A 15,394-nucleotide genomic window follows, 5' to 3' on the forward strand; every position below is an offset into this window, starting at 1 on the left:
CGGCTACAACCACAGCGAAATCCGGCGGGCGCAGCGGGCGTATTCGTTGCCGGGGGAGTTCAGTGAGGGGGATGAAACAGATCCGTGGGTTTCAGCCAGAGATTGGATGGATATTCGTTATGGAAACTAAAAAGAGGAATACAATATTACTGTTGTCTCTCGTATTTGCCATCTTTCTTCAGTGTAAAATTGATTTGCCGATCGATGATGATGAAGATGAGCACCTCCCACCGAAGCGTTTAGCGCTTCGGTGGGAGTATAAATACGAAAAAGGGGCCGGATTCCTGACTTTATCTCCAACTGTTGTTTCGGATTCAACTATTGTTTTTTCTGGTGCACCAATGTTGGAATCCTTGACAATCCTGAATGGCCGCCTTCTTTGGCAAAGTAATTTACATAATGACATGAGTTTACAGAGTGATCATTTGCTATATAATAACGAGATACTGGTTGCTCCCCAAACTGACCGTGTACTTGTATGGGACAGGAAGTCTGGAAATAGTATTTGGAATTATTTAGTTCCAAAAGAAGATGTCGGCTCTGTTGGCTTATATTACAATGCTTTAGAGGGTAATTGTTTCTATTTAGCGGGAACCTCTACTGTTCAGAAAATCCAATTATTAGATGGTCTTTCGTGGTCAACTCGATTTTATCAACGGATAGTGGCAGTATTAGTTCAAGACACGCTCGTCTACGCTAGTACTTTTAAAAGTGATAACCGTAAAGATGGAGCCTATGAAATTGGGAACGTTATCAGTATTCATGCTGTAACTGGTGATTCACTTTGGGCGTATTCCATTTCTGGCTCTGCCCCAAGTTATACAGCACCATTGTTAGGGGACGGGACTACCATTTATGTTGGCTCAAATAGCGCAAGTGGAAAACATACGGATATTTTCCGTACCTACGCCATCGATGCGCATGACGGTGACCTGGTCTGGAAAACCAGTGAGGAAGTCTTCACCTACCACCACATTCTGATTGGCGATACCATCTACGGCAACGACGGTCTTGGCTTGTATGCGCTCGACAAACACACCGGCGACCTCCTCTGGCAGACCGATCTGGAGGTGGGGCATGGGGAACGGCCGGTGGCGTACTGGGACGGCTATCTCTACCACGCCAAGGGTGGCGCGCTTCACGTCGTGGACGCCCGGACCGGCGAGATCGTCATTCACAAAATGCTGGGGCCGGACAAAAGCAGCGTACGGGTGGCCAGCGCCGGGGCCGGGGCGGTGTTCGTGCAGACCAACCAACATTTGTATTGCTACGAGCCGTACCAGCCGGGAGAGGAATAAGACGAGACTCTGTGATAACTGTCCCTTTCAGGGTCTGCGACCCCTGAAAGGGTCTGTAGGCTCAGATGAATATTGAATGAATCCCTTATACGAGCGAAGCGGACACATATATTTCTGGCCCCACATGACTCCTATAAGTATTCCAGGAAAGCCTTCTTACGACTGTCTATGAATCTCCAACTGGAATTTTTATTGAATTACCATGTGGAACCGGTGGAGCTCTTCGGAGGGTTTTATGTCAATAATTTACGAGTTTTCGAGGTGGTCCGTTTATCTCAGGTCATGAATTACAAATTAGGTTTCGTCCTTCATGCAACACCAGAATCGGAATGGGTATTTATGCTCAATTTCCCGGGAAAGCAGACCATATCGACCCTGACTAAAGAGATCAACGAGTTGGACAGATTGCATCCGTATTTCACAATTTCATACCGGCATACTTTTGGGCTGTCGAAAAAATAGGCGCAATCCTCCTCAACTTACCAATGTGCATCCTTACCGTTGCCCATTTCTTCATTCATCATTCTTCAATCTTTCTTAATGTACTATCTGTTCTAGCCCCGCCCGAAACTTCGGTGCGCCACCAAACGACGGGTGCCGCAATTTGGTGTGTTCAATTCCCAGAGAGGTAAGATTATCCGAAGAGTGGTTGCCCAAGGCAACGATAGTACACTCCGGAAACAGCGCCAGAAAATCTTCCAAATACGGTTGCGCGTATTCCAGCTCATCGCGGGTCGGCGTCCGGTTGGTGAGCATTCCGCTGTCCGGTTCGAAGGGATGCCAGGGAAAGGTGTTCCAGAGGACGATTTCGTAGGTATCGATGCCGAATTCTGCCAGCGTGGTCCAGACCGTGGTGGCGGTATTCTCCGAGAAGCCGTTGGCTTTTACTGATGGCTTACTAGTCCGCTCCGGTTCGAGATTCCGGAACACCTGCTCCGGCTGAACGCCATCACTTGACTTGTGTCCAAGCAGAATACGCTCCGAGGTCATAGCCATGCCGCTGAAGTGCCCGCCCTGGTAGCCCAGGGCTTCGGCAATCAGGAGATATTTTACGGAGTCTTCCCGCTCAAGAAAGTACTGGCGGAGTTGTCGTCGACGGATTATGGAACCACCGCCATCAATATCATTGGAAGGATCGGTTTGATACCAGGGATTAAAGACTGCCGGCTCCGGATGCCGGTGAAGGGACTCTATAAATGCGTCAATACTATTGCGGAATGTCATTCAGGAACGGATGCGCTTCAGGCTTCTTCCACGTCATGGGACTCCACCACATCGTTGATCCACCACTGGAGATGGTCGGACAGGCTGTCCTCGGCGAACACGTCCCGCCCTTCCTCGGAATAGTCCAGCACCTTGCGCTGTACGATGGCTTTCAGCATGGCGATATCGTCCTCGTATATCTCCCCCAGGTTATCGAATTCCTCCTTCTGTTCCCGGCGTTCCTCGTCAGAGAGCTGGTTCTGCTGCTGGATATCTTCAGCCATTTGTTGAGTGGTGTAACCGATAGCCAGATGGTACAACACCCAGAAAATCGTTTCAAAGCCCGATGCATCGGTATACGGCCGGACCTCCTCCCAGAGATCGTTCCGGTAATCAACGATCGTATACTCAATTTCGCCGGTCACCACCGCTTCCGGCCGAAAGTCCCACTCCATATCTCACCCCTTCTTCAGAACGCGCTCATATAAAAACTGCCCCGACGCATCGGGGCAGTTTTACAGATTCATCGCTGGGATACGTTATTCCATTCCCAGCTGTTTTCGCCCTTCCTGGCTGATCATCTGGGGATTCCAGCGCGGTTCCCAAACGATGTCCACGTGGGCGTCATTCACCTCGTCCAGTGCTTCCACCGCGTCGGTCACCTGCTGATCGATCATATCGCTCATGGGGCAGCCCTGGGCAGTCAGCGTCATGGTGATTTCCACGTTGGAATCGTCATCAATGTCCACGTTGTAGACCAGTCCCAGGTCAACGATGTTCACCGGAATTTCCGGATCGTAGCACTCATGGAGCGCATCCATTACTTTTTCTTTGATTTCTGCGGTTGCAGTTACCATATATCCTCCGTTATTGCTTTCTCAAGAATCAAAATCGTTCTAATCTGTGCTCTCCTTACCAGTGTCAGCGCCGGATGTTTCATCCTCTATTACGCTTCCCATCAGAATCCGACAACCTCTTGTCAAGCAAGTTATAATAATGTAATACATCCCGATATTCAAATGCATCCTTAAATGTAGAGCTGTCCGGCACAATGAATACGGCGGCGGAACCGATGGTTTCCTTCCGGAGACCGTATTCGCCCTGTCGGTCGAAAAAGTATCGGTAGGTGGCAGTCCCTTCAAAACAGATGAGTTCCAGTGAGAATTCAAACGCCAGGCGGATAAGCCTTCCCGTGGCAAAATCCATCGGCTTCAGGTCATCCGGATCGTCCACAGCTTTTGTCTTGGCCAAAGTCGTCAACCCGATTCCGTGGTTCAGCAAAGTCACCCCAGCCGATGGCGATATTTTTTCGGGCGTCAGCTCGGAGTCGTATAGGAGCCCGAAAAACGGATCCTCACTTTCGGAATGATAATGTCCCGACTCAACCCAGGATCGCCGCGGTGCCGCACTGACAAACAAGACTTGCACCCGTGTGTCGATAATGTCCGGCAGCAATTCGTTCGTTGTAAATGTATTTCCCATAGATATAAATGTAAGTGAACGGCGGGAGAGATGTTAAGGAAGAAGTGTTAAAGTGTTATTGTGTTACAGTTTTGGAACCGGAACCATCCTCGCCCGGGGGATACTCCATGTAATTTTCATCGGGTTATACCAGAAGGAAAAATGAAAAAACGACTGAGGCCGGAGAGGGAGGCTGGAAACTCGAGACTTGGAAATAGAAACTTGATGTTCGAGACCCAATCCTTTTTGACAGAGGACTGAGGACACTCGACATATGACGGTTTTTACATTAACACATTAACACTCAAACACCAGAGAACTGTCCTATAGTCAGAAACCCTCCCGGTTGCCCGGGAGGGCCATGCATACTACCGATAATATGTGTCGCGCAATTTATTCCGGCTGGTAAAAATACTGCTTATAGGACGGATCGATACTCTCAATATTCGGATTTTCGATGGAAATAATTGTCCGTTCACTGAGATTGACGTAGTCGATACTTTCCTGGTAATACTGATTCCACAGTTCCCGCAGCGACCCGTCTTCATACGCCTTTTTGAGTCCGGCTTCCACCCGTTCCAATACGGTTGTATTTCCCTTATTTGTGGAAAAGAAGCGGGGTAGCGGATAAAACAGACAAAGGTTATCCTCAACGACCAGATCCGTCAAATCCGGATGCGCTTTATCTTCCTGCAGCACTTCATTCGCTCCGCGTGGAAACAAGTCAAACCGGTTTGCCGCCACCATCTTGAACAGCGATTCGTACGAGCCGACCGTCTGTACCTGAAAGCCGGCATTTTCCAGGATTTCGATATCAGCCCAGCCCGCGCCCTGTCCCATGGAGTACTGTTTTAATTGATCCAATGAAGTGACCGACGCCAGCTTCTGCTTAATCTCCGGACTCGTAAAAGAGATGCGATATCCCACAATACCAAGGTCCACCGGGAACGGGACATAGTCGATAACGTTCATATATTCGTCTGAAGCCGAAACCTTAAATACCGGGTTCTCCAGTCCCCCGGCCCTCAACACTTCCAGCGCCCGGGCAAAATTCATGGGCGGACTCGCTTTCAGCGTGTATTCACCGTAATCATCGACAGTCTTATCCAGGGCGAGTTTGAGGAGATCCTGGTCGTAGTCGTAGCGGCTATCGCCGGCACTCTCAGCGGACCGGTAAGTAAACACCGTTTGTGCATATACCGTCCCGGCAAAACAAATTAAGACACCGGCGATCACTGTGATTAATAGGGTCCTTTTCATTTGATTACTCCTTTACGGTTCGCAATCGGTTTATTCAAAAACCATTTCCTGGCGAGAGGCCTGAAATTCATAATCATCATCCATGCCGATTTCGGTCATTTGTCTATCGAGATCATCTGTATTATCATGTTCTGAGTTAAATTCCGTTGCTGATTCTTTTCCCGTGAGCTGCAGAAGATCGTGCACAGAATTCTGTAGTTTTTCAGCCAACGTGCTCAACTCCACTGCATTCTCCGCTGATTCCTCGGCACTGGCTGCATTGGTTTGAGTTACCTTGTCAATATCTGTAATACCTGAATTTATCTGCTCAATGCCCCGACTCTGTTCACCGGATGCTGCGCTGATCTCCCCAATAAGCTCATTCATATCGCCAATTTGCACATTAATTGTTTCCAGGGATTCCGCAACCTCGCCGGCGATCTCGACGCTGCGTTCGGTGTGCTCCATCGATCCTTCAATCAGCTCGGATGTTTCCCGCGCCGCTTCTGCTGCCCGCTGACTCAGGTTTCGCACTTCGTCTGCCACGACAGCAAATCCTTGTCCGGCTTCCCCGGCGCGGGCCGCCTCCACAGCTGCATTCAAAGCCAGCAGATTGGTCTGAAAGGCAATTTCATCAATGGTTTTAATAATTTTTGAGGTTTCATTAGAGGATTTATTTACATCCCGAATTGCCTGCTGCATCATTGCCATTTTTTCATTACCGACGCCGACTGCGTTCTGCGCTTCTCCGGCCAGGGAATCAGCCCGCTGGGCATTGGTTGCGTTCTGGCGAATCATCGATGACATTTCTTCCATAGAAGATGAAGATTGCTGGAGCGACGCTGCCTGCTCCGTTGTACGATCCGCCATTTCCTGGCTGTCGGTGGAAATTTCGTGAGACATTCCGGAAATTTTGTCGGCGGCCTTGCTCAGGCCGGCAATCACCTTGTTAATTGGAGAAATCACATTCGCCTTAATCGCAAAATACATGGCAACAATTAGTGCCAGGTTCAGCACAATGACCGTCAGGATAATGTTCCACACGGACTGCTGGAGTTCTTCCTCCATAAATCTCGACGTATAAAATACATCGACCGATCCAATGCGCTCACCGTCCCGCTGAATATCGCCAGACTTAGAGATATAGTCGCCGGAGATCTGCCCGGAGGCAGGAATAACCGACCAGTCTTCGCTCCGTTTGCGGCCGGTATACAGGGTTTCACCGTCCTTTTCCCAGACGAGAATTCCGTAGATGCTGTTATCCATCATTTCCGAGGCCAGCAGTTCTTCCGCTCCCTTTTTATCAAAATTCCAGAGCGGGGTTTCCAGCGTTTTTGACATCCGGTCAGTCGCAATTTCTGCTGAATAATCCAGTTCCTGTTCCATTTTCGCGCGGGTTGTCAGATAATCGAATACTGCGAAGGATATCATTACAATGAGGGTTACCAGGCCTAACACAATATTAATGCGGGTCTGGATGTTGCGGTTTGAAAATCTCCGAATCAGTGATAGATGTTTCATGGCATTTTCGCCCGTCATTTAAACTTTCTTGAACGTTTGCACCTTCAGAGAAATAGCCTGATTAATGCCCACGTACAATACCAATGAGAGGCTCGCCTGCCATCGACGAACTATATTTTCGTCGTTTGCAAATGAGCCCGGTTATGCCCTCTGTCACTATTACCGTCCGGATCTGAAATAACTTTAGCTGGTTTTTTCACATACTGGCACATTCTGGCCGATTTGCTACGATTTCTACAGGAAAACAGCGGATAAGTATCAGAATATTAAGGTACTCAGGTTGGTGAGGTTCATAAACTGCCCATAAGAATCCCCTGGGGAAAACCTACTTACACTGGAGGGAATCCTTCGGGATAACCGGAATCAGGCGTTTTCGGACCGAGTGCCCCGAAGTCCAGTGAAGTCGATGGATCTGATTAATGAATCCAGAGAGGGTACATGACGAGATACCCTTCAGGTGGGAATCTTCAGTGAGAAACTTCGAAGTGATTTGTTTTCACGCATTGCAAGGCAGCATTGTACGGACTTGGGTGTGACAGGTAAGACTAATACTCGATACGAAAAACTCAGTCGTAATCCGGATGTTGCTCCGGGTAGTCCCCGGCGTGGTTCGCATAGCGCGCCATGAGAAACAGCAGGTCGGAAAGGCGGTTGAGATACTTGATAACAGCGGGATTCACCTCATACTCGTCGTCGGCAGCCACCGTCCGGCGTTCGGCGCGCCGGCAGATGGAACGGCTCATATGCAGATTACTTGCGATGATGGAGCCCCCTGGCAGGATGAATTTTTTAAGATCTGGCAACTGCGCCTCGTAATAGTCACACCGTGCTTCCAAAGATTCAATATGCTCCGGAGTGATTTCCGGTTTTTTCTTCTCACTGGTATTGGCCAGGTTTGCGCAAATCACATGCAGGATATTTTGGATGGCCTGCAATTCGGAATCAAATTCATCCAGTGGATCAGATAAATAGCTGCGGACGACTCCCAGTGATGAATTCAGCTCATCAACCGTTCCATACGCTTCAATCAATTCGTCGGTTTTTGGTACCCGTTCGCCGCTGAACAGACTGGTTTTACCGCCATCACCACGCCTGGTATAGATCTTCATGATCGTCTCGCCCGGATTTTATGGGTTGAAACAACGAGAGAAAATTACGAGACACCTGCGGGGAAGTAAAGCAGCATTGTAGTGCCTTCGCCGGGAGTACTTTCCACCTTGATATTACCGTTGTGCTGATTCACGATACCGTATACCTCGGAGAGTCCGAGCCCATTGCCTTCCTCACCCTTGGTGGTGAAGAACGGGTCGAAGATCTTCTCGCGGACTTCCTTGGTCATCCCGATGCCCGTGTCAGAGATTCCAATTTCCACCTGGGTGCCTACTTGTTCCGTCCAGATGGTGACGACACCGCCAATTTCCATGGCATCGATCGCGTTGAATACGACGTTCAGGAGCGCACTCCGGAGCTGCGCCTTGTTCCCTTCAATGGAAGGAATGTCGCGCAATTGGGTTTCAATTTCGATGCGGAGCCCCTGCTGTTTCCGTAACCGGTCGATCCGGGTCTGGGCGTAATTCACCACATCTTCAATAACGGAATTGACGGGGATCCGGTCGTAGATTTCGGGATCGTCCTGGGAGCGCTTTCGTGTAAAATCCTGGAGGCGCTGAATGATATCCGTACTGTCGAAAGCAGCCTTTTCGATGGTCTTGAGGTTGGACAGGACGAACGGCTCGTTTAACCGGGACTTGAGTAGTTGCACCCGTCCCAGGATGATGGTCAGCATATTATTGAAATCGTGTGCCAACCCGGAAGCCATTTGGCCGAGTGCCTGCAGTTTTTTATTCTGGGCGGTTTCTCCCTCAATTTCCCGCCGCTGTGAGACCACTCTGCTCAGGATGGTAAAGTCCGTAAAGAACCCTTCCTCGTCGATGTGCGGATACGTACGGAGTTCCAGAAATTCCTTCAGATTGGAATCAAAGTACTCCGACGGCGTCATTTTTCCGGTATTCAACGTCCGGGGTAACGGACAATCGTGGCAGGGATGGTCTTTGTCTCGCAGGACCTCGTAGCATTTGCGTCCTTCAATCTCTTCGACACCCCCATAGACTGCTTTCGCAGCACGGTTTGCACGTTTGATGGTATAATCAGGCGCGCAGACTAATAAGAAATCTGTAATCGTATCAAACAGCTGTGTCGGCGGATCCTCAAGTTGGGCGTCCAACTCATCCGTCGGTTCCCGGTGCGGATAAATGGATAACGTTAGCGACTCCTCATTCAAGTTATCCCTTGCGTCCACAAAACAGACGACCTGACGGGAACGAAATCGTTCAAACTTCGGTACGGCATGGATAAAGTGGAACTGGGTATGTTGCAACCGCTCCTGAATTTGCTCAAATATCGATGCACCTTCGGTGGTATCGAAAAAGTTATCGATGTGGACATCTTCGAACGTATCCCTGGAAATCCAATCCTTAAAGTTGGTATCGGATTTGGTTACATACCCGGTATCCCGTTCTATCCAAAGCTGTGCAGAAAACATATCCCCTCAACAATTCAAAATGAAGTAAAGTATTCCCCGAAGGATGCTAAGATCCTAGTTGATCGAGTTCCTCTTTGATGCGCTGCGCCCGAAAAGTCGCCTGCATGGTCTCGCAAAGCGACAGTGCCTTTTGCAGATGTTCCTTGCGTGCTTCTGTGTCACCCTTCACCTCATCCAGCCTGGCATAAGTCCGGAACGATTCTGCAAGGTTCGGAATATTCCCTTTTTCCTTATTGATCCTGATGCTAATCTGGATTTCAGATTCGGCGAGTTCGATCTGGTCGTTTTCCAAGTGCAACAAGCCAAAGATACGATAGGTATCTGCCATATTAACTTTATCATGAATCTGTGAAAAAAGTTTAAACCCTTTAACCAGCTGCAAATCAGATTTTTCATATTCATTGATATAAATGTACGCTTCCCCTAATGCAAGGCGTGCAAGTGCTAATAATCTAGAATTGTTCAACTCATTCGCCAATTGAACAGCATTATTTAATACCTGAATCGCATGATCTAATTTGTTGGAATCTTTAGCACTAACTCCAATATTAACTATTAAATGTAATTTAACATTTTTGTCATATCCGGCTTCATTTTTTAATAATGATTCAAAGATGGTCAACGCCTCATCGTGATTACCTTTAAGCGCTTTAACAATCCCTAAATTCATTTTAACAAATGTTTTGGTATAGTTATCTTCATGGTCGGACGAAAGCGCTTTCGCCTTTTCAAAATAGCCTTCGCCAGTTTCGGCCTGCCACTGTTCATGTGCGATGATACCAAGATTATTGTAGGCACGAGCCTGTCCTCTGTATTCGTCTACGGAAGAGTAGAGTTCCACCGCCTTTTTATAATGGACAATACTCTCTTCATATTGGTTCCGCAACAGATCCAACCTGCCGAGGTGCATCTCAATGTCTGCATTGTTCTCCGGATCAAGTTTCAGTTTCTTTAATGGCTTTAAAATGGAATAGGCTTTCTCGAATTGATTAAACTGGAGGCAGACTTTCGCAAACGCCAGCTTCGACTGGAAGAGCAAGTCATCGTGCGTAGAGAGTTTCCTCTCCAGGAGCACCATCAGGTGCTCGTAGTCAATATCACGGAAAATAGCCGGCCCGATATCAGCCAGATCGTCCTTCCACTGCTCCTGGAGATACCTTTCCCGCTCCTTCTTAATGTAGAGGAAATTATCGACGAGGTCGTCTTCGCCGAACTTCCCGGCAACATCCAGGAGTTTACTGAGGAACTGGCTGGTATTTGTTTTATTCGCTACCATCTGAAAATTTTACATCTCTCAAGTCAACAGCGTTAAAATGGCCCTATTGGGCCGGCTTTTCCGGGAGTTGTTCTTTCCGGATTGATGTTTAGTCCATCAACATCCAGTCGCGGCAGTTATTTTCCGAGTGATAGGTGGTGTATTCTTTATTGGATTTCATGGCTGGTTCCTTTGTTGTGTTATTATCGGAGTTAATTGAGTGTTCAATACCTGTGGGAAGTGTATCGACCCGAAGGGCGATCAGTTTCTCCTCTTCGAATCGTTCCCTGGTCATCACTGTTGCGTCTTGTGCTGTTTCGATATACATATAATCTCCCATTGAGTAAATTAATCTATTCCAATATACCCCAGGCATATCTGGAAAAATGCGGTAATTCAACCAGATAAGATTCCGCAGTTTCCGAAACGGTATATTGTTCATCCGCACCAATAAGCACGGCTATATCAGGTTCATCTGAAAGCCAATCCTTATTCACTGCCATGGTTGCGGTCTGGCCATCGTTGAAATAGATATGTTCGTCTTCAGCCACGCCGGCGCCTTCAACGGAAAATGTCAGCACACCGTCTTCCGTGACGTCAATACTGAAAGTCATAGTCATGTTTTCATCCAGGGCGCCACCGGGAATGGAGACATAGTTTCCGTGCATATCTTCACCGCCGAGGACGGCGCCATTGTTCTTCGTTACAACTTCCGTGACACTCAACTCACCTTTGGCCAAACCCAGAACCTCCGGATTTGCCTTTACATACTGAATTCCGGCTGCCGTCTCCGACTGGGGCTGCATCGGTGTATTCTGGCAACTCACCAGTGCCACCAGTGTAATAACAACCATTGCCGCGATCGATTTGTGCGTTAAAAATCTCATGACAGTTCTCCTTTGTGTGGTTCTTGTGGGGGGTTCTCAATTCCTACGCTACTATTATATACAAACCATATGCCACCCATTATTCATAGAAGTATTTTACCTTTTATATTACTGTTAATATTCTATTTAAATCATATTAATTAACATTAAACTATACCATATGAAGAGATCAATATTAGCCACACCAAAACCCTACCCGGTTAATATTGACCGAATATGTATATTTTTGTGGCGGATTACTGCCAGGTGATTTAAGCCCTACCCCTAAAAAGTACAGAACCAAGCCACCAAAGGATTGCAAACTTTACACTTTAGTTACTGATTTTTGTGATTATTATTTTTCACTACCCGTGAAGGTAGTCTTAGAACACTTAACCTGAATGATTCATAAAATGCCAGCTCATTTTTCGGGAATCCAATAGAACAAATATTCGGTGGGCTATTCCGAACCAGAGAAAGTATTGGAAATGTTCCAAGGAGAGACGTTCCATGGAATGTCCTTACTCAACTGAAAATATTGATCTTAGCACGCCTAAAATTCGTACATTTATTTCGATTTATGAATCATTCAGGTTAAATGAAGCGGGTTTACGAGACTTTTTATATGGATTGGCTAATATTGGCCAATCTTTTAATATACCCAAACAAGTAATGCGCCCACCTAGGTGATAATCTCGTATCATCCCTTCGTGACTTACCGGTAGATATTGGAAATTTAACCCGGAATTCTCCCCACTCCAGTAGTGGGACTAATTATACATTTCCCATGGTGAACTGCGTATTTAGGAGGGACGCTAACATTTGAACACTCAAATACTTTAACTCTGTTGTTGCTATTACTTCCCGTGACACCGCTTATACTTCCGGCCACTACCGCACCAGCATGGATCGTTTCTCCCAGGCTCGTCTTCCACGGTTCGAGGCTTGGTTTTGCCGGCTTGCTGCTCACCCGCGCCGGCCTGCTGAGCTGCCTGTTGTTCCGCGGGGACGCCCTGAAAGCCCATTCCGGAGGATTCCTCATGCTGCATTCCTGTTATCCGGGTCTTCACCTGTGGACGGAAGCCGTCCCGTTGCTCCTCTTCCCTGGTAATCTGGGCGCGGAAAAGTGTTTGCAGGGTCTGCTTGTTGATCCGATCTAACAATTCAAAGAACATGTCCAACCCGGCCTTCTTATACTCAATGAGCGGATCTTTCTGTCCGTACGCCCGGAGATTGATCCCCTCTTTCAGCTGATCCATCTCGTACAGGTGATCTTTCCATGCATCGTCGATAATCCGGAGATAGATAAACCGTTCGATCTGGCGCAGGACTTCGTCCGGGACGGCCTCCTCCTTATTGGCATAGGCGGCCTTGGCCTGCTCAACGATGTAATCCCGCATAGCGTCCACGTCGAACGTTTCGAAGTCATCCATGGAGACATCGATGGTCAGGACACTGAGCAGTTCCATCCGGATAGATTCCCAGTCCCACTGCTCGGGATAGGTACTCTCATCCATGTGGTGCTCTATGAAGCCGTCGACGTAATCCTCGATCATATTCATGATCTCTTCGCGGAGATTCTCCCCACGGAGTGCATGGTTCCGCCGACTGTAGATGACCTCCCGCTGCTGGTTCATCACATCATCGTATTCCAGCAGGTGTTTCCGGATACTGAAGTTTCGGGCTTCCACCTTTTTCTGGGCCCGTTCGATAGATTTCGTAATCATTCCGTGCTGGATGACTTCGCCCTCCTCTAATCCGAGACGATCCATGACATTGGAGATCCGTTCAGAACCGAACAGACGCATCAGATCATCCTCCAGAGAAAGATAAAACTGGGAGGAACCTGGATCACCCTGGCGTCCGGCGCGCCCCTTCAACTGGAGATCGATCCGGCGGGCTTCGTGCCGCTCGGTTCCAATGATGTGCAGACCACCGACCTCCACCACGCCTTCACCCAGTTTGATATCGGTTCCGCGGCCGGCCATGTTGGTCGCGATGGTCACAGCCCCCTTTTGTCCGGCGCGCTGGACTACGTCCGCTTCCCGCTTGTGGTGTTTGGCGTTCAAGACATTGTGAGTTACGCCAACCCGCTTAAGCATCCGGCTGAGTTTCTCGGAAACTTCTACGGTTACCGTACCCACCAGCACCGGTTGGCCTTTATTGTTCGATTCGACAATATCTTCTATGACCGCATTATATTTCTCTCGCAGCGTCCGGTAAATCTTATCATCCCTGTCGTCCCGGATCACCGGTTCGTTCGTCGGAATCACGGTCACGTCCAGGCCATAGATTTCTTTGAATTCACCAGCTTCGGTCGCTGCGGTACCGGTCATGCCGGCAAGTTTGCTGTAAAGGCGGAAAAAATTCTGCAGGGTAATCGTCGCCAGTGTTTGGGTTTCGCGTTCTACCTTCACGCGCTCTTTCGCTTCCAGCGCCTGATGCAGTCCGTCGCTGAACCGTCGGCCCGGCATCACGCGACCGGTAAATTCGTCCACGATCATCACCTTGCCGTCCTGGACCACGTACTCCACATCTTTTTCGAATAATGTGTAAGCCTTCAGGAGCTGCGTAATATTATGAATCCGTTCCGAACGTTCACTGTGCTCCCGCTGTATCTCATCCCGGCGCTCTGCTTTCTCCTGGGGAGAAAGATCTTCTTCCTCCTCTAATTTGGAAATCTCTGTCCCGAGATCCGGGATCACGAACATTTCCGGATCGTCCGGTGCAATGGTCTCCCGGCCCTTATCCGTCAGATCGATGACGTTGCTTTTTTCGTCAATACTGAAATAGAGTTCGTCATCTATTTCGTGCATCTTTTTGTCGCGCATAAAATCGTTTTCCACTCTGCGCGTCAGTTTTTTCATCCCGGGATCTTCAAACATCTTTAACACCTGCCGGTGTTTCGGGAGTCCGCGGGACGCCCGCAGTAGCTGGATGCCGCCTTCGTATTCTTCACCTTCCTCGAACAACCGTTTTGCATCGGAAACGAGTTCACTTACCAGCTTCCGCTGTTCCCGCATCAGGCGTTCCACCAGAGGACGGATATCGGAGAACTTATCCTTTTGTTCCTGTTCGACAACACCAGAGATAATCAGCGGTGTCCGCGCCTCGTCAATCAGGACGCTGTCCACCTCATCTACGATGGCGTAGTGATAACCGCGGTGGACCTGATCTTCCTTGCGGATGGCCATATTATCCCGCAAATAATCAAAGCCGAACTCGTTATTGGTACCGTAAACAATGTCCTTTTCGTAGACTTCGCGCCGTTCCTGGGGATTCATCTCGTTCTGGATATATCCTACGGTCAACCCAAGGCGCTTGTAAATTTTACCCATCCATTCGGCATCACGGCGGGCGAGGTAATCGTTTACCGTCACCAGATGGACTCCCCGCCCGGTAAGTGCGTTCAGATACACCGGCATGGTAGCCGCCAGCGTTTTCCCTTCACCGGTCTTCATCTCTGCAATATCTCCGCGATGCAGAATAATGCCACCGATGATCTGCACGTCGTAGGGAACCATATTCCATTCGATTTCCTGACCGGTGATCTTCCACTTTTCTCCGACCAATCTGCGACAGGTCTCCTTCACTATGGCAAAGGCTTCGTTCATGTGCTTATCCAGAATCGGCTGCTGTGCCTCGTGGATCTTATCCTCCAGCTCATCGTAGTCCAGCTCGTCCTCAAACGCCTCCTTCACATCGTCCTTTGCCTCCCGGAGTTCTTCCTGGAACTCCCGGGTGCGCTGAACCAGTTCTTCGTCGGACTTGTCGTACAGCGTCTCGTATATCTGGTTAATTTCGTCCACTATCGGGCGGAGTTTTTTCACTTCCCGGTCGGATTTGGTACCGAATAATTTAGTCAGAAATTCAAACATAGGTGGTTACGTTCCCTCTTAACACTTTGTTATTATTCAATATTCGTAGAATTTTTATCTGCAATCTCGTAATCTATTTAGTATTGCGTACTGCGTATTACGTAGATTAACTGCCGGAAACGTCGAAGACG

The 15,394-nt window shown here is 48.5% G+C and carries 14 protein-coding genes; 2 read left to right on the plus strand and 12 right to left on the minus strand.

The genetic code is table 11. The features are described from left to right. Window positions 1-71: 71 nt before the first annotated feature. Together K9N57_05780 and K9N57_05785 are read left to right on the plus strand one after the other, a co-directional pair. Window positions 72-1,298 (plus strand): PQQ-binding-like beta-propeller repeat protein, encoded by a 1,227-nt coding sequence (locus tag K9N57_05780; GenBank protein MCF7803677.1) that lies wholly within the window; start codon window positions 72-74, stop codon window positions 1,296-1,298. 168 nt (window positions 1,299-1,466) lie between these two features. Continuing rightward, a complete protein-coding gene (locus tag K9N57_05785; protein ID MCF7803678.1) occupies window positions 1,467-1,760 on the plus strand; it encodes a hypothetical protein in 294 nt (97 codons plus the stop codon). 75 nt (window positions 1,761-1,835) lie between these two features. On the opposite strand, the gene K9N57_05790 is transcribed toward K9N57_05785, so the two are convergent. The 12 genes from K9N57_05790 to secA all read right to left on the minus strand — a co-directional run bounded on the left by K9N57_05790 (window position 1,836) and on the right by secA (window position 15,263). Continuing rightward, window positions 1,836-2,522 carry a uracil-DNA glycosylase gene (locus K9N57_05790; protein MCF7803679.1) on the minus strand — a complete coding sequence of 229 codons (687 nt, stop codon included), beginning with the start codon at window positions 2,520-2,522 and terminating at the stop codon, window positions 1,836-1,838. Between the two features lie 17 nt (window positions 2,523-2,539). Further along, entirely contained in the window at window positions 2,540-2,956 is a 417-nt protein-coding gene (locus K9N57_05795; GenBank protein MCF7803680.1) for a hypothetical protein, read from the minus strand. 84 nt (window positions 2,957-3,040) lie between these two features. Beyond that, window positions 3,041-3,358 carry a metal-sulfur cluster assembly factor gene (locus tag K9N57_05800; protein ID MCF7803681.1) on the minus strand — a complete coding sequence of 106 codons (318 nt, stop codon included), beginning with the start codon at window positions 3,356-3,358 and terminating at the stop codon, window positions 3,041-3,043. 79 nt (window positions 3,359-3,437) lie between these two features. Beyond that, window positions 3,438-3,983, minus strand: a complete 546-nt coding sequence (locus K9N57_05805) for a hypothetical protein (GenBank protein MCF7803682.1) — start codon at window positions 3,981-3,983, stop codon at window positions 3,438-3,440. A 372-nt stretch (window positions 3,984-4,355) separates the two neighbouring features. Further along, complete coding sequence (locus K9N57_05810; protein ID MCF7803683.1) at window positions 4,356-5,222, minus strand: transporter substrate-binding domain-containing protein; 867 nt, start codon at window positions 5,220-5,222, stop codon at window positions 4,356-4,358. A 30-nt stretch (window positions 5,223-5,252) separates the two neighbouring features. Then, a complete protein-coding gene (locus K9N57_05815; protein ID MCF7803684.1) occupies window positions 5,253-6,722 on the minus strand; it encodes a methyl-accepting chemotaxis protein in 1,470 nt (489 codons plus the stop codon). Between the two features lie 566 nt (window positions 6,723-7,288). After that, window positions 7,289-7,831, minus strand: a complete 543-nt coding sequence (locus K9N57_05820; GenBank protein ID MCF7803685.1) for a cob(I)yrinic acid a,c-diamide adenosyltransferase — start codon at window positions 7,829-7,831, stop codon at window positions 7,289-7,291. Between the two features lie 44 nt (window positions 7,832-7,875). Beyond that, the gene (locus K9N57_05825; GenBank protein MCF7803686.1) at window positions 7,876-9,264 is read right to left on the minus strand and encodes a PAS domain-containing protein; all 1,389 of its coding nucleotides are present in this window, start codon (window positions 9,262-9,264) and stop codon (window positions 7,876-7,878) included. A gap of 46 nt (window positions 9,265-9,310) precedes the next feature. Further along, window positions 9,311-10,540 carry a hypothetical protein gene (locus K9N57_05830; GenBank protein ID MCF7803687.1) on the minus strand — a complete coding sequence of 410 codons (1,230 nt, stop codon included), beginning with the start codon at window positions 10,538-10,540 and terminating at the stop codon, window positions 9,311-9,313. A gap of 88 nt (window positions 10,541-10,628) precedes the next feature. Next, complete coding sequence (locus K9N57_05835; GenBank protein MCF7803688.1) at window positions 10,629-10,847, minus strand: hypothetical protein; 219 nt, start codon at window positions 10,845-10,847, stop codon at window positions 10,629-10,631. A gap of 25 nt (window positions 10,848-10,872) precedes the next feature. Beyond that, window positions 10,873-11,406 (minus strand): hypothetical protein, encoded by a 534-nt coding sequence (locus K9N57_05840; protein MCF7803689.1) that lies wholly within the window; start codon window positions 11,404-11,406, stop codon window positions 10,873-10,875. Between the two features lie 836 nt (window positions 11,407-12,242). Further along, window positions 12,243-15,263: a preprotein translocase subunit SecA gene (gene secA / locus K9N57_05845; protein MCF7803690.1), complete on the minus strand. Its 3,021-nt coding sequence runs from the start codon at window positions 15,261-15,263 to the stop codon at window positions 12,243-12,245. Between the last annotated feature and the right edge of the window lie 131 nt (window positions 15,264-15,394).

Source organism: Candidatus Neomarinimicrobiota bacterium (assembly GCA_021734025.1).
Lineage (GTDB): Bacteria > Fidelibacterota > JAANXI01 > JAANXI01 > JAANXI01 > JAANXI01.